General features: G+C 36.5%; 12 protein-coding genes. 9 read left to right on the forward strand and 3 right to left on the reverse strand.

From position 1 onward, the window contains the following. Positions 1-21: 21 nt before the first annotated feature. From M992_RS07290 to M992_RS07315, 6 genes are all read left to right on the forward strand, one after another. Positions 22-3,381 (forward strand): ImcF-related family protein, encoded by a 3,360-nt coding sequence (locus M992_RS07290; protein WP_053907964.1) that lies wholly within the window; start codon positions 22-24, stop codon positions 3,379-3,381. After that, positions 3,371-3,979 (forward strand): protein kinase domain-containing protein, encoded by a 609-nt coding sequence (locus M992_RS07295; RefSeq protein ID WP_053907965.1) that lies wholly within the window; start codon positions 3,371-3,373, stop codon positions 3,977-3,979. Before M992_RS07290 ends, M992_RS07295 begins: the two co-directional genes overlap by 11 nt. Before the next feature lie 82 nt (positions 3,980-4,061). Beyond that, on the forward strand, positions 4,062-6,041 hold the full coding sequence (locus M992_RS07300) for a type VI secretion system Vgr family protein (RefSeq protein ID WP_053907966.1): 1,980 nt from the start codon (positions 4,062-4,064) through the stop codon (positions 6,039-6,041). A gap of 9 nt (positions 6,042-6,050) precedes the next feature. After that, the gene (locus M992_RS07305) at positions 6,051-6,635 is read left to right on the forward strand and encodes a DUF6931 family protein (RefSeq protein WP_053907967.1); all 585 of its coding nucleotides are present in this window, start codon (positions 6,051-6,053) and stop codon (positions 6,633-6,635) included. Next, a complete protein-coding gene (locus tag M992_RS07310; protein ID WP_053907968.1) occupies positions 6,635-6,931 on the forward strand; it encodes a PAAR domain-containing protein in 297 nt (98 codons plus the stop codon). The genes M992_RS07305 and M992_RS07310 overlap by 1 nt, the downstream gene beginning before the upstream one ends. Before the next feature lie 81 nt (positions 6,932-7,012). After that, positions 7,013-7,954 carry a hypothetical protein gene (locus tag M992_RS07315; protein ID WP_053907969.1) on the forward strand — a complete coding sequence of 314 codons (942 nt, stop codon included), beginning with the start codon at positions 7,013-7,015 and terminating at the stop codon, positions 7,952-7,954. A 138-nt stretch (positions 7,955-8,092) separates the two neighbouring features. On the opposite strand, the gene ung is transcribed toward M992_RS07315, so the two are convergent. Further along, positions 8,093-8,779, reverse strand: a complete 687-nt coding sequence (gene ung, locus M992_RS07320) for a uracil-DNA glycosylase (RefSeq protein ID WP_053907970.1) — start codon at positions 8,777-8,779, stop codon at positions 8,093-8,095. Positions 8,780-9,128: 349 nt separating this feature from the next. Between ung and grcA the strand changes: the two genes are divergently transcribed. Both grcA and M992_RS07330 read left to right on the forward strand, forming a co-directional pair. Further along, complete coding sequence (gene grcA, locus M992_RS07325; protein ID WP_047257094.1) at positions 9,129-9,512, forward strand: autonomous glycyl radical cofactor GrcA; 384 nt, start codon at positions 9,129-9,131, stop codon at positions 9,510-9,512. A gap of 168 nt (positions 9,513-9,680) precedes the next feature. After that, positions 9,681-10,991 (forward strand): Tle-like phospholipase domain-containing protein, encoded by a 1,311-nt coding sequence (locus tag M992_RS07330; RefSeq protein WP_053907971.1) that lies wholly within the window; start codon positions 9,681-9,683, stop codon positions 10,989-10,991. A gap of 87 nt (positions 10,992-11,078) precedes the next feature. Here the strand turns inward: M992_RS07330 and srmB are convergent, their stop codons facing one another. Beyond that, positions 11,079-12,467 carry an ATP-dependent RNA helicase SrmB gene (srmB, locus tag M992_RS07335; RefSeq protein WP_053907972.1) on the reverse strand — a complete coding sequence of 463 codons (1,389 nt, stop codon included), beginning with the start codon at positions 12,465-12,467 and terminating at the stop codon, positions 11,079-11,081. Between the two features lie 338 nt (positions 12,468-12,805). On the opposite strand from srmB, the gene trmN reads away from it, so the two are divergent. Continuing rightward, positions 12,806-13,543: a tRNA(1)(Val) (adenine(37)-N(6))-methyltransferase TrmN gene (trmN, locus tag M992_RS07340; protein WP_053907973.1), complete on the forward strand. Its 738-nt coding sequence runs from the start codon at positions 12,806-12,808 to the stop codon at positions 13,541-13,543. A 123-nt stretch (positions 13,544-13,666) separates the two neighbouring features. On the opposite strand, the gene nadB is transcribed toward trmN, so the two are convergent. Next, a complete protein-coding gene (gene nadB, locus M992_RS07345; RefSeq protein WP_053907974.1) occupies positions 13,667-15,268 on the reverse strand; it encodes an L-aspartate oxidase in 1,602 nt (533 codons plus the stop codon). Between the last annotated feature and the right edge of the window lie 14 nt (positions 15,269-15,282).

Raw genomic sequence — 15,282 nt, forward strand, 5'->3', positions numbered from 1 at the left:
GTTTTAGCAGAGTTTTATATTATGAAAAAAGTAATGCTGTTATCATTGTTATTTATTACATTACTGACACTTAACCTATTAGGCTGGTTTTTTTTAAGTGATAGTAATATTTATATCATAATAAATACTATAATCTCTGTATTAATAGTTGTTTTTTTAGGTTATTTGTTGTCAAAGATAAAGTTTCCATCACGAAAGATAAAGGAATATATAGTATTTAATAAGATTATTAATGTTGCATTTAAAGAGTTGTTCCAAAGTAATATATTTCAATCCAATTCTCATTATAGTAAAGCGGTTTTTTTATTAACAGGAGAAAGTAAAAGTGGAAAAACGCAATACTTAATTGATAATGGATTTAAGTTAATAAAATCAATATGTAATGAAAGTATTTCTCTATGGTCAAGTTCTACAATGATCATTATTGAGATTGAAGAAATAAGTCATGGACGCATTTATAATCAAATAGTTACTATGCTATTACGCTATCGTCCTAGAAAGGCTTTAGATGGTATTATATTTATTACTTCATGTAATTACTTGTTATCTTTAAATCAGAATGAACGTATAACATTGGGCGAATCTCGATTTAAGCTAATAAACAATATTAATGTATTATCAGGGTTAAAGTTATCTGTTACGTTATTACATTCTCATTTGGATACTCTGACTGATTTTTATCCCTATATAACCTCAAATGAAAATAATAAGAATCTCAGTTTATTAGCTTGGGAAATAAATAATAATGATAGTTATTTCTTTAATCGTGATTATGAGGAAAATATTAAAAGTATTTTATTTAATATAGTTAATCAACAATATCAACGATTAGATATGCAAAATAATAGTATAGGTATTATTTCTTTTCCTTATCAATTTCAAATGTTATTATTATTACTTAAAGATTACTTTCAATCTATACAAGGTAATAAAAATCAAAATTTTTATATTTCACTTAATTATATTTCTTTTTATTGTCAAAAGCTCAGTAATCCTAAACATGATTTATTATCAAAGAGCGTAAATGAAATATATGATGGAGTTATCTACAATAATAATACTAATATATTACTTGAACGTTCTTTTTTTATGGCAGGGATTTTAGAACATATAATTATAAAATCTAAGCAGCAATCTAGTTTAAATAATTATCAGAATATAAAGTATTATATTAGTAATTTATTTATTATTATAATTATGATATTAGGGATAACTTTATTTGGCCGTCAATTACAGAATAATTGGGAAATAAATAATCGCTGGATAGCACAAGTTAGTGATGAACTTGATTATTTTAACCGCGCTTTTCATCCTCACCTTAGTATTAATCATAAAATAAAGTTGCTAAATTCTATTCAAAATTTAGTTACTTTAAGTGAAAGAAAATTAGCTTGGTATCATTATATTAGTTTCAATCAATCAAATATTAATCAGGAATTAGTAAAATTTAATCAACAGAAAATAGCTGAAATATTGTTACCTATTCTTGAGGATATTTTAAAGAAAATTATGATTGATTCTTCTACGAGTGATGAAGCTAATTTATATCAAGCGATTTATCATTATAAAATGTTATATGATAAAACCCTATTTAATCCACAAAGTTTATCATTTCATATTAGTAATCATACCGATTTTTCTGATAGTGAAAGTTTAACTGAATTAATCCAGCTAATTGAAACAATGCCGATAGGAGTGATTGAAAAAAATTCTTCAAAAATTCCGTTTGATTTAATCAAAAGTTATGAATCTATGATTGATTCGACGCAGTTAGATAATATTCTCTATCAAAGGATCAAGCAGCGCCCAGAATTTAATCAGCAAATTTTATTGTCCCAGATTATTGGTCCTAATATTGATAGAGTTTTTTTATTGGCTGATACAGCATTAAATAAATCCACTATACCCTTTATTTTTACTAAGGAAGGCTATCAAGCGATCGATCTTTCGTCAAATTCTTCATTACTGCGTGAGGAAATGATTAATATGAAAAAAATGAGAGGGGGATCTACCGAGGTAAATTTATTAGAATTAGCTAAAATGAGTCGCCGAATTAATACATTATATCTTTCTGAATACATTAAAGTATGGAAACGATTGATCTCAGCATTAAAAATCAAGCCAATTATTAGTCAAAGGCAACTTGCAGAGACAATGAACTTATTATCTGATCCTGATAATAATGTATTGATCGATATGCTACGATTTATCTCAACAAATACATTACTCAATGAGGATAATACGCCAAATATTGCAGATGGAAAATCTGTATCAACACAATTAGGATTAACTAAAACTACCAAATTATTAAAAAAAGCTCAACGAGTTGAAGGTGCGATGGGTAATAAACTTCGTGAGTTACAGCCAGGTTATAGAGTTAATAAGTCATTCCAAGCATATCATGAGTTGATTAACGCTTCAGAGAATGGTGAATTACCGATTAATGAGTTACTTAATCAGTTTCATAGGTTATCCACGCTCTGGGAATATGATACAGCGCAAGCTACAGGAGATGATTTTTTCTATCAAATAGCAGCAGGGCATATAAATAAAACAGATGATATGCTATCAGGATTAAATTCAACGATAAAAAAATATCCTGATCCTCTGCAACAGTGGACTAATCAGCTAGTTAATTATAATTGGCAATTTATTTTAAATGCAACGGCACATTATTTGGATAGCCGCTGGAAAAATGATGTTTATCCCGAATATCAACATAAAATATTGGGTCGCTTTCCATTCTCAGATTCTCCGCGTGATGTTTCCTTGACCGCATTGAATGATTTTTTTCAAGCTCAAGGAGTATTAAATGAATTTATGACATTATTATCACCCTTTATTACTTATTCTCAAAAAATGATAGTGCTAAGAGCTAATGATGGTCAGAGTTTAGCTTTATCCTCGTATTTTATGTCGCAGCTTAATACGGCAAAAAAAGTGCAATCAATCTTTTTTATCTCAGAAGATAATACTCAAGCTCAGGTTAATATTTCGATTAAACCTATTATGTTAACACCGAGCTTAACGGAAATTCAGTTATATGATAGTAAATTACGTTTTCGTTATCGCCATGGTCCTCGTCTCTGGGAGATTATTTCATGGCCCGAAATTGGATTAGATGGTGATTTATATTTAGGCTTTTATAAAGATAGTTTACAATTATATGCGAATAATTATAAAGGGCAATGGGGTGTTTTCCGGTTATTATTTAATAATGAAAAGAATACTAATGAAGGTGAGTTTCCGCGTATCGATTATAAAATAGATAAATATCAATTTTTATTTGAGTATCAAATAAATAATCAATCTATTGTAATATCACAACAATTATTTGAGCAACTATCGTTACCAATGACTATTTTAGCCAATGATAAATAACCAAATTAATAAATCACCTTATATTATATTTGATAAAAATAGACGTTATATTCGGCGTGTGTTTTTAGATGATATTCAATATCAGCGTGAAGTTAATGCTCTTTTAGATTGTTATGATATCCGAGTACAACAGATTATTAGCTTTAATGATATTAAAAAAATAATTATCACTCGTTATTATCGACGATTACAACCATTTACTTTGCTAAAATACAGTGAGTTGAATTTTTTTATTGATAGCATAATTCCTATCATGGATATTATTACACATTGTCATTGCAGTGGTTGGTGCCATGGTGATATCAAACCAGCCAATATTTTATATAACAAGAGATTAAAAAAATATGTATTGATTGATTTTTCCGCTGCGTTACCGTTAGGTTATCCACGTGATCAGTTGAACAACTGGCAATATACTGAATCTTACGCTTCTATTAACCAGCAACGAGGCGTGAATATGGTTGCTAGTTCTGATGATTGGTATTCATTATGGGTATGGATTAGCACTATAAACTTAGATTATTGTAGTAAACGTGAAAAGATAAAAATAATGGCTCTAAAAGATAAATTAATAGAACTTCTTGAATATCCAATTTAATAAAAAACAGACTATTTACTTCATATTTTACCTAATAAATCAGATAGCATAATCTTATTATGCAATAACGTGAGGTGAGTTTATGGATGAACTCGAATATAAAGCACGACCATTATTTGTGACTATAGATAATCAGCATTATGTTGCAAGTAATATGGAGTGTAATGAGCGGCTATCAGGAACATTGAATATAGTGATTGATGTTGTTTCTAATAGTCAGTTAACTATTGAATTACTTGGTAAAGTTATTAATATTTCATTTAATTCAATAGCAGAAAAACGTCATTTCTCGGCCATGATTAATAAAATATCGTTGACTCATTATCATGAAGAAAAAATGCAATATTTTTATCGTATTTCTGCTTGTGATATTTTAACTTTATTATCTAAAGGGAGTAAACGGCGAGTATTTCAGCAATTAACGAGTCAACAAATTATTGAAAAGGTAATTGCAGAAAATAACGCTAAACAGAATGTATCTTTTTCGCTTTCAAGCTCGGGGATTCAGCACGAATATTGTTGCCAATTAGATGAAAGTGATGGTGATTTTATTCATCGTTTACTGGCAGCCGAAGGATGGAATTATTTTCATTCATTAGAGAGTAAATCTGCGGGATTAATCATTATTGATCAACCGCAGAAACTACCAGCGTTAGCCACGAAAAAATTGGCATATAGTAAGAAAAATAATAAGTTAAATTGTATTAGCGACTGGTGCAGTAGTCATGAATTAAGTCATTTTTCTGTCAGTTTCCATGATTATATTGCAGATAAAAATGAAGATTATTTTTCAACAGAAAAATCCAAAGTGTCCGGAAAGACACAATTAAAACATGAGTTCTATGCGCAAAATAGCCAAAATAAATCGATCGCTAAGAAATATGCACTATCTAAAATGGAAGCAGAGCATAGAAATCATCATCAATTTAGTGGTGGTTCGTCGGTATTATCATTATCTTCTGGGACGCTATTTTCTTTAGTTAATCATCCGAACAAAGCATCTAATGCCGATTATTATATCAGCACGATAACTCATGTTATTGCATGCAGTGAGTCGAGCCAGCAAGTGCAATATCATAATAAGTTTGACTGTTTTCCAACGCATTGTCCTTATCATTTACATTATATTCCTAAGCCTGTCTGCCATGGACTACATAGTGCAGAAGTCACCGGCCCCGATAATACTGAAATATATCGTGATAAATTGGGACGCATCAAGGTCCACTTTCATTGGGATTTTCTACATCATGACCAGAAAAATGAATACAGTTCTTGCTGGTTAAACGTATTACAACCGATCGCTAGTAAAGGATTCGGATTGCAATTTTTGCCTCGAGTAGGAGATTCGGTATTAGTACAATTTATTAATGGTGATCCAGATAATCCAGTTGTAGTGGGATCATTTTATAATAATAGCTGTCAATTACCCTTTGATTCACCTTCGTGTAGTGGCTTTAAAAGTTTATCTACACCGAATGGAAAATATAATGAAGGTAATGAGCTGAGTTTTGAAGATAAGAAAGATCATGAATTAATTCGATTATCAGCACAGAAAGATCTACAGATCCTCAGTAAAAATAATTTTAATATTAATATTAAAGGACTACTGAATACTGAAATTGATAAAACAGCCACACTATACAGTAAAGAGCAATTTAATATTAAAAGCGATAAAATATTGCAACTCACCAGCCTCGATAATTTTAATATTGATAGCCAAAAATCGATTTCTTTAGCTGCTAAAAAAGATATTCAAATTAATGCTGATAATAATGCTTTGCTAGAAGCAAATGTAATTACGCTGAGCGGAAAATCAGAGATTAAATTAAAAGTTGGAGCTAGTCAGATTACGATCTCTCCTTCTGAAATTACTATTGAATCACCACAAATAAAAATTAATGGTAAAGCTAAAGTCTGTGTGCAATCAGCTATGACAGAGATTAATTCGCAGGCTAAAACTCAATTATCTGGAGCTATTGTTTCTATTAACGGCTCGGCAATGACTGAAGTTAAAGCGGGAGCAATGGTGCAAATACAAGGTGCAATTACCAAAATTAATTAGGAGCTCAATATGGAATTAATAAAAATCCCTTATAAGCAGGTTAATGACATCTTAATTAAATTTGCGCCAGATAAGGAATTGTTAGTTATTGCTAAAGAGTATGCAGCGCCATTAGCGTTTATTAATCAGCTAAATACACTAGCTCGTCATACTGATTTAGTGTTGTTTTTGGCCCATGCGTTACCGGTAAGGGAGTCAGTATGGTGGGCATGTTGTTGTAGTCAATTAATTCATTCATGGCAGGATAATGAACATAAAGCCTTGCAAGCAGCTCAAATGTGGGTGCGCTATGGAGATGAAAAGTGTCGGCAATTAGCCGGTAATGCGGTCACAAGTTCTGGATTGGATACGGGGGCTGGATGGGTTGCGCAAGCTGCATTTTGGAGCGGTGGAAGCATGTTGGATAGCACTCAACCGGCGGTAGCTCCTCCGCAATTTTTGTATGCACAAGCAGTAGCTGGGGCGATTAATTTAATGGTGGCACTGTCTGATAATGAGCAGGAAAGCTCGTTATATTTGCCCGTAATCGAGATTGCGTTAGATATCGCTAAAGGTGGTAACGGAACCGCCGCTATAGATCAAGGGCGTGTCTAATGTTACCTGCTGCAAGAATGACCGATATGCATTTGTGCCCAATGGTTACTCCGGCACCTGTACCGATACCGCATGTTGGCGGGCCAATATTGCCGCTGCCAGTAACCGTATTGATTGGCTCAATACCGGCGGCAACCGTGGGGCAAATGTGTCTTTGTGTTGGTGTCCCTGATAGCATCGTAAAAGGCAGTATGACGGTATTAATCAATCAAAAACCGGCTGCAAGGATGGGGGATTTAACCGCACATGGTGGCACAATTATTATGGGATTGCCGAGTGTATTAATAGGTGGCTAATAGCAAAATAGCGACCCTGTAGTTCATCTAATTATTATAGATATTGAAACGGAATTTTATTAACAAAAAAAGGAAAAACACATGGGTATCGAGTCGATGTTATTAGACCAAGTTAATTCAGATAATGGCCAAAAAGCCTTTGATTACGGTCTTGATTATGGTTTAGCGAATAAACCTATGCAGTTGCTAGATGAAAAAATGATGCAGTTGGAACGTTCCCAGCTAGTGGAGTCGGTTAAGGCTATGTATTCGACGCATATTTCAAAAGCGGTAAGTTCTAAAATGCATTCTATGGTAACTCCTAGCATGGGGCTGCAGCAATTTAGTCAATTAAATTCAGGGGCAACCAGTGGACAAGATTTTTTAGATAAAGCGGGCGATTTATATAATGAAGGGCGTAGCGGTTTATTATATCGCATGAAACGTAGTGGCTTAGATAAATTTCGTTCTAAAGTAGTTAAGGATTTACATAATCGAATTCTAATGCCATTAGACTTTATTCCTGATGGCGGGATCAGTAAAAAAGTCGCCACGATGGCGCATAAAGTTATTATGAAACGTCAAGGAATGGTCAAAGCACGAAAGAAAAATATGTACACTAAAAATAAAGCTGAAGTGGTGACTAAGTTAGGCGAAAATGAAGCTCAGCGTAAAGCGGCAAAATGGCAAGCTAAGTGTATCGGTGGAGTTGGCGAAGATTTACAGCGTAACCTATTCAAATTAAAACAAGCTGCTTCGTTATTAAATCAACGAGATACTGATTTAAAAAAGAAAAAATCGCGGGTCATGGATGGGATGCAATCTACTGTATCTTCTGCAGATATGATGCAGGTAAAGAATAGTTTGAGTGATTTAAGTATGAGTTATCATGAAACTCAACATTATATTGAGAAAGTCACCGCAATGTGTGTGCTACTGGATGCAGCAAGTAATGAAATCAAAGCGCATATGGATAATTTAAATCAATTATTGGAAACTACCAAGGGTGATATTCTGTCTGAGGGTGATTATTTTTACAAATAACCCCTGGAAAATTAATTGGCTAGCGAGTGGCTTAGGTTATAAAAAATAGATCAAGATAAATAGACTGTACTTTCATACTGGCGGTATCAAACCGCCAGTATATTTATACGACTAATCAAATAGCATCAGTAAATTTAACTATTCAGTGATAGGTAATTCAGGTTGCCAGTTAATGGGATTTAGCCCTTGTTGCTGTAAAATTTGATTGGTTTGCGAAAAATGTCCACAGCCTAAAAATCCACGATAGGCCGAGAGCGGAGAGGGATGCGGAGCCTTAAGGATATGATGTTTATGGCTATCAATGAAGCGGCCTTTCTTTTGGGCATGAGATCCCCACAGTAAAAATATTACACCATTGCGTTGCTGATTAATTTCATTAATTATCTTGTCAGTGAAGGTTTCCCAGCCTAAATGCGCATGAGAGTGCGCTTTACCTTTCTCAACGGTTAGTACCGTGTTTAATAATAAAACACCTTGGCGAGCCCAGCTTTCTAAATAGCCGTGTGTAGGGCGAGTAAAACCGGCAATATCTTTTTCTAGCTCTTTATACATATTGACCAAAGAGGGGGGCGCGGGTACTCCCGGACGTACAGAAAAAGATAATCCGTGAGCTTGATCTGGCCCATGATAGGGATCTTGCCCGAGAATAACCACGTTGACATCGTTTAATGCGGTATATTTGAAGGCGTTAAACACATCTTCTGCTGGTGGATAAATTATTTTACCTTGTTGGCGCTCATTGGCGACAAAAGACAGCGTTTCGATAAAGTAAGCTTGTTGCTGTTCACGGCCGATAATATCGTCCCAAGTCATTTCATTAGACATACGTCATCCATTCTATTGGTATTCTGTCACTAAGCTTACTGTGTCCTGCCACAGAGATAAAGTTGCAGCGTGTTTTGGTTATATTTTTTATTACTTTCTTTATATCTAGCATTCAACTTTTTTTGAAAATTTACAATAATTTTCGTAAGAAGCATCAAATGCAATTTTGATTTAAATCATGCTCTTGCGCTAGGTCACTAAAGTGATGACGGGTATTTGTTGATTAATATCAAAGAAAGTAGGGGTTTTAACTGTTATATAATATAAAGAAACATTGGTTAGACCAAATATCCAATGAATAATCAAATGAAGAGATTGATATAAATCTCTAACGAACGTGGAGGTTGGCATGATTACAGGTATTCAAATTACTAAAGCAAATAATGCAGCGTTATTAAACTCATTCTGGTTGCTGGATGACGAGAAAAACGAAGCACGTTGTATTTGTGCGAAAGAAGGTTACGATGAAGGTCAAGTCGTGGCTAAAAATACACTGGGTGAGTTCGAATATCGTGAAGTTCCGTTGGAAATGAAACCAACAGTACGCGTTGAAGGTGGTCAGCATCTTAATGTTAACGTTTTAAGCCGTGAAACGTTAGAAGATGCGGTTAATAATCCAGAAAAATACCCACAATTAACTATTCGCGTTTCTGGCTATGCTGTGCGTTTTAATTCACTGACTCCTGAACAACAACGTGACGTTATTACACGTACTTTCACTGAAAGTCTGTAATTCAGCATAAATAAATTCTACGCAAGTCGGATAATTAGTACTTAATAATACTGCCACCGTTCTTCATTGGACGGTGGTTTTTTAATGTCTGCTGTTTAAATTTAATATTTACCCGTTAGTAAAAATTCTTTTGGATTAGGCCTGGCGACCTATGAGGAAAGAACCATCATGTATCAATATCACACCAATAATTTATCATTACCTATTGAAGATCTGCCTGACGTACTCTCTGATGATGTATTGCGTGACTTTTATCTCCAGCAATCGCAAAGTAGTTGTCAAATACAGCCATTATTAAGAGGGTTATCCGTAACCGAAATTGATTGGCCTGATGAGTTGGTGGCTGAAGATTTTATTAGCCGATTATCACAACAAAAAGATTATAATTTGGCATTACTGGCTCAAGATAGCTATTTGGCTTTTAGTCTAGGATTGCCAAATATTAATAGACTTAATGATGAACAACTTGCATTGCTAGGGATTAATCAAACGGCACTGTATGATACCAATACTGGCTTCTCTGCTGTTATTTATCGCTACACTGACATGTACATTTTAAGTTTTACTGGCTCAAATGAATTAAAAGATCTTTATGCCAATATCCGCCAAGGATTGGGACTATATGAGCCACAATATTATCAAGCGATTGGTTTAGTTAATATATTAACTAAAATTGCATCGCATAAATTGATTTGTATTGGTCATTCACTCGGGGGAGGATTAGCTTCTGTCGCGGGACTAGCCGCAAATGCACCGACTATTACTTTTAGCCCTGCGGGGGTATCACGCCGGATGATTACGGCTATTGGGCTGAAAAGTGAAGATATTATTCGCCGAGTAAATGTAGGTAAACTGCGTTTTTATACGGTTAAACATGATTGGTTGGATTATTTTCAGCAAACCTTAGCCATTCCTAAAAGTGTTGGGCTGCGGATCTCTCTGCCTTACAGCCAATCCGAATCGTTACTGGATAGACTGCGGCCATCAAAAAGAATAGTCCGCTGTTTATTAGCGCATACCATACATAAAATTATTGAGGTAATGTCTTGGTATCAGCCGTGGCAATCGATACTTGGATTAAAATATGCGTATCAATCGTCAGAGAAGGATGTCACCCCGGCACAGTCGTTCATCCCCGAGGAGATAATTAATGCCAATGAGCCTAGCATGAAATTGTATGCAACCTCATTACACCAAGCCGCTTGTTGTGGTAATAGAGCTGATATTCAGCGTTTGTTATCTGCGGGGGCGCGGATTAATGATATTGATATTTATGGAAAAACAGCTTTGCATTATGCTCTAAATAGTCATGCGTTAAATGTTGCTGCTGATTTATTAGCTCACGGTGCTAATGGATTGATACGGGATGCACAGCAAATGACCGGGCACGATATTTTATCTCAGCATATTATTGGAAGTAAGTTATTAAATACAGAAAGCCAGTTATTGCGAGTTAAATTATTACAATTAATGAGCTAATTAAATAATGGCGCGGAATATATAAACATAAAAGCCAGTCATTAACTGACTGGCTTTTCACCGCGACTGTTATCGAGAATGGGCTAATTATTTAGCACGCTTTTTCTCTGTTGATGGCTTATTTGATGATTTAACTGATGGTTTTGAATTATCTGTCGCAGTATTTTCTGTATTAGCAGGAGTACGGCGTTTACCAATATTTTTACTGTCACGATGACGGACTTTGACTTTTTTCTTCGTCTCTTCTTGCTTTTTCTTCTCTTTACGTTTTTCGAGTACTTTCTTAGACGGTTTAGGATTATTCAGCATTTTATCTGAAGGCGCTTTAGTCGATGGACGTAATTCATCCACCACTCTAACTTTAATTTGCTCTTCGATATAACGAGTTATTTTACCGAATAATGGATAGTCATGTGCTTCAACTAACGAGATAGCAATACCTTTGCGGCCAGCACGTGCTGTACGGCCAATACGGTGCAGATAGACATCTGCGGTACGAGGCAAATCAAAGTTAAATACGTGGCTAATGTTCTCGATATCTAATCCGCGAGAGGCGATATCGGTAGCGACTAATACTTTGACTTGTCCACTATCCAGTCGTTTGATTGCATCAGTACGTTTTGCTTGAACCATTTCACCTTCAAGGTAGCTTGGTTCAATACCGGCGCTACGCAGCCATTGAACGACTTCACGCACACGCTCACGCTTACGAACAAAAACAATCGATTTAGTCACATCTTCTTGTTTGAGCAAATGGCACAGTAATGCCGTTTTGTGTTCAATGTTGTCAGCGCGATAATAAAATTGTTGGATTTTTTTGCGTTCACGACGTGAAGGATCGGCATCTATTTCTAATGGATTCTCCAGAATACGCTCAGCAAAATCGCGAACGGCATTGCCTTCCAAGGTGGCAGAAAACAGCATGGTCTGTTTGCGCCAACGAGTTTCACCAGCAATTGTCTCGATATCATTGGCAAATCCCATATCGAGCATGCGGTCAGCTTCATCTAAGATCAGGATTTCGACCGCTCGGCAGTCAAAGTTTTCTTCTTTAATATATTGCAGCAGCCGGCCTGTTGTCGCGACCACGATATCTTGATTTTCACTGAAAACTTCAGCGTGATTCATATAAGCCACACCACCAGTGATAGTTGCGATATCAAGATGAGTGTAAGCAGAGAGTTCTCTTGCTTGTTCAGCGACTTGCATAGCAAGTTCACGGGTCGGGGTTAAAATCAATACCCGCGGTGGCCCAGATTTTTTACGCGGAAAATCGAGCAAATGTTGGATCGTTGGCAATAAAAAAGCCGCGGTTTTACCCGTGCCTGTAGGAGCCGAACCTAGAACATCACGGCCTTCCATTGCAGCAGGAATAGTTGCTGCTTGGATAACTGTGGGGCGTTGATAGCCTTTATCTGTCAGCGCATCAATTAGGCTTTCATCAAGTTCAAGTTCAGTAAAAGTTGTTGCAGTCATTATATACCTCTATTTGGGGCGCCGATTATAAACAGGTTATATGAATAGTTCACCTGAAAATATCTACCGTAGACGGTAGTGTACCTGTTTTGTGCTGTGTATGGGATCATTATTGAACGACTAAATGAGAATAACTGGAGGGATATAACTAGTATATTTAGCCTATTTTCTGCCCATAATACAGTTACATGAACATAAAAGTGTAAAATTCATTCACCAATATTACCGCGTGTTGCTTCAATGATTTATTTTCTCTCTTTCAGCCGTGATATTTTTCTGGCATTTTGCTACTCTGCTCGGTTTGCTTGGCTCGTTAACTGGATAAAAAGGATAAAATGATGGGGCAGACGGTTAAGCGATACCGTAAAGGTGGTTTCACATTTAAACAATTCTTTGTCGGGCATGACCGATGCGCCATGAAGGTTGGAACGGACGGTGTGTTACTTGGTGCATGGGCGCCGGTAGAGAATGCTTGTAAGGCACTAGATATTGGGTGTGGGAGCGGCTTAATCTCACTTATGCTAGCACAACGACAACCTAGATTGCATATTGATGCGATTGAATTAGATCCCGTCGCTGCTGAGCAAGCAGCTGAGAATTTTCATGCCTCACCTTGGGCTGATAGGCTGCAAGTTTATGCTGAAAATGTGCTCGATTTTGTTCAACATACGCAGAATAAATATGCGCTCATAGTGAGTAATCCACCGTATTTTGAACCGGCGGTCTCTTGCCGTGACTCGTATCGAGATCAAGCACGTTATACCGCCACATTGAATCATCAAAGTTTATTAATGTGCGCTAAAAAGCTATTAACGGCAGATGGCCTTTTTTGTGTGGTATTGCCGAGCGATGTCGCTGAAAATGTCGAGCAATTAGCCTTGCAACAAGGGTGGTCAGTATTTCAACGTACCAATATTTGTGATAAATCGACGACGCCAATTCATCGTGTGCTATTAGCTTTTAGTCAACAGCCGACAGAAACGCTAATTGACTCTTTAGTGCTAAAACAGGATGACGGAAAAACCTATACTCCTCAATTTATTCAGTGGATTACTGATTTTTATGTAAATTATTGATTTGGTTTCAATCTACTATTTTTTATCCATATTGCTAAAGCCCCCGGCGGGTTATCTATTATCTGTATATCTTCTAGGTATACCGGAGGGGAGGCTTATGACTAACCGTTAGCTCGGTATATTTTAGGGTTTAAGGATTGTTGGCCCTGAATTTGGTTGTTGGTGTGGAAAATCGAGGTTGTAATGTAATCCTCGACTTTCATGGCGTTCTAATGCGCACCGGATCATTAATTCGGCGACCAGTACCAAATTGCGTAATTCCAGTAAGTTATTTGAAATACGGAAATTAGCATAATAATCATGGATTTCCTGTTGTAATAAATGAATACGACGTAGCGCCCGTTCTAGTCGTTTAGTTGTTCGGACGATCCCCATATAATCCCACATAAATAGCCTTAATTCATGCCAGTTATGTTGTATGACAACTTGCTCATCTGAATTATGAACTCGACTCTCATCCCATTCTGGTAATAAAGGTATTTCAGCAATATCCGCAATTTGTTGGTGGATATCTTCAGCTGCGGACCATCCATAAACTAAACATTCAAGTAATGAATTTGATGCCATACGATTCGCGCCGTGTAGGCCGGTATAGCTAGTTTCACCAATGGCATAAAGATGTGTAACATCAGTTTGCCCTGTATGATTAACTATAACGCCTCCACAGGTGTAGTGCGCGGCAGGAACGATTGGAATGTGATCGTGCGTCAAATCTAATCCTAATGTCAGCAATTTTTCATAAATAGTTGGGAAGTGGCTCGTAATAAATTCTGCCGGTTTATGGCTAATATCAAGATACATACAATCAGCACCTAAGCGCTTCATTTCATGGTCGATAGCACGAGCAACAATATCTCGAGGCGCTAGCTCTGCGCGTTTATCTATTTCAGACATAAAGCGACTGCCATCTGGACGACGTAAATATGCGCCTTCTCCCCGCAAGGCCTCGGTTAATAGAAAATTTCTGGCTTGAGGATGAAATAAGCATGTGGGATGAAATTGATTAAACTCTAGGTTGGCTACCCTACAACCTAAACGCCATGCCATTGCAATGCCGTCACCGGAGGAAATATCGGGATTGGTAGTATACTGATAGACTTTGGCGGCGCCACCGGTAGCTAATACCACAGTTTTAGCTCGGATTGTTGCGACCTGTTCTTGCTGACGATCCCACACATAGGCGCCGACAACGCGAGCAGTGCCCGGTAGCCCAACTTTATCGGAGCGAATTAAATCAACAGCATTATAACGCTCTTTTACTGTAATGTTAGGATGAGCCATTGCCTGTGCGACAAGCGTGGTTTCGACTTCTTTACCTGTCGCGTCAGCATGGTGCAAAATACGGCGATGACTATGTCCGCCTTCTTGAGTTAAATGATACTGTGTTGTGCCGCTATCGGTAATTTCCGTATCAAATAAAACCCCTTTTTCGATAAGCCACTGTACACAATTACGTGCATTAGAGGCGATAAATTCGACGGTTTCTTTATCACAAATACCACCACCGGCAATAAGGGTATCTTCAACGTGGGATTCGATACTATCAGTATCATCAAAAACAGCAGCAATTCCGCCTTGAGCATAGTATGATGCGCCTTCGCTTAGGTGACTTTTGCTAAGTAATGTAACTCGATGGAACGGTGCCAACCGTAAGGCAGTAGATAATCCGGCGACACCACTACCAATAATAAGCACGTCTGTGTAATGCTGTGTAATAGTCTTCATAGGTGTTTGCTTTT

Source organism: Moellerella wisconsensis ATCC 35017 (genome assembly GCF_001294465.1).
Lineage (GTDB): Bacteria > Pseudomonadota > Gammaproteobacteria > Enterobacterales > Enterobacteriaceae > Moellerella > Moellerella wisconsensis.

Excerpts from the sequence above, each read along its gene's own strand:
- M992_RS07290 (WP_053907964.1), top strand. The coding sequence starts at position 22 with ATGAAAAAAGTAATGCTGTTATCATTGTTATTTATTACATTACTGACA.
- M992_RS07295 (WP_053907965.1), top strand. The coding sequence starts at position 3,371 with ATGATAAATAACCAAATTAATAAATCACCTTATATTATATTTGATAAA.
- M992_RS07300 (WP_053907966.1), top strand. The coding sequence starts at position 4,062 with ATGGATGAACTCGAATATAAAGCACGACCATTATTTGTGACTATAGAT.
- M992_RS07305 (WP_053907967.1), top strand. The coding sequence starts at position 6,051 with ATGGAATTAATAAAAATCCCTTATAAGCAGGTTAATGACATCTTAATT.
- M992_RS07310 (WP_053907968.1), top strand. The coding sequence starts at position 6,635 with ATGTTACCTGCTGCAAGAATGACCGATATGCATTTGTGCCCAATGGTT.
- M992_RS07315 (WP_053907969.1), top strand. The coding sequence starts at position 7,013 with ATGGGTATCGAGTCGATGTTATTAGACCAAGTTAATTCAGATAATGGC.
- ung (WP_053907970.1), bottom strand. The coding sequence starts at position 8,779 with ATGTCTAATGAAATGACTTGGGACGATATTATCGGCCGTGAACAGCAA.
- grcA (WP_047257094.1), top strand. The coding sequence starts at position 9,129 with ATGATTACAGGTATTCAAATTACTAAAGCAAATAATGCAGCGTTATTA.
- M992_RS07330 (WP_053907971.1), top strand. The coding sequence starts at position 9,681 with ATGTATCAATATCACACCAATAATTTATCATTACCTATTGAAGATCTG.
- srmB (WP_053907972.1), bottom strand. The coding sequence starts at position 12,467 with ATGACTGCAACAACTTTTACTGAACTTGAACTTGATGAAAGCCTAATT.
- trmN (WP_053907973.1), top strand. The coding sequence starts at position 12,806 with ATGGGGCAGACGGTTAAGCGATACCGTAAAGGTGGTTTCACATTTAAA.
- nadB (WP_053907974.1), bottom strand. The coding sequence starts at position 15,268 with ATGAAGACTATTACACAGCATTACACAGACGTGCTTATTATTGGTAGT.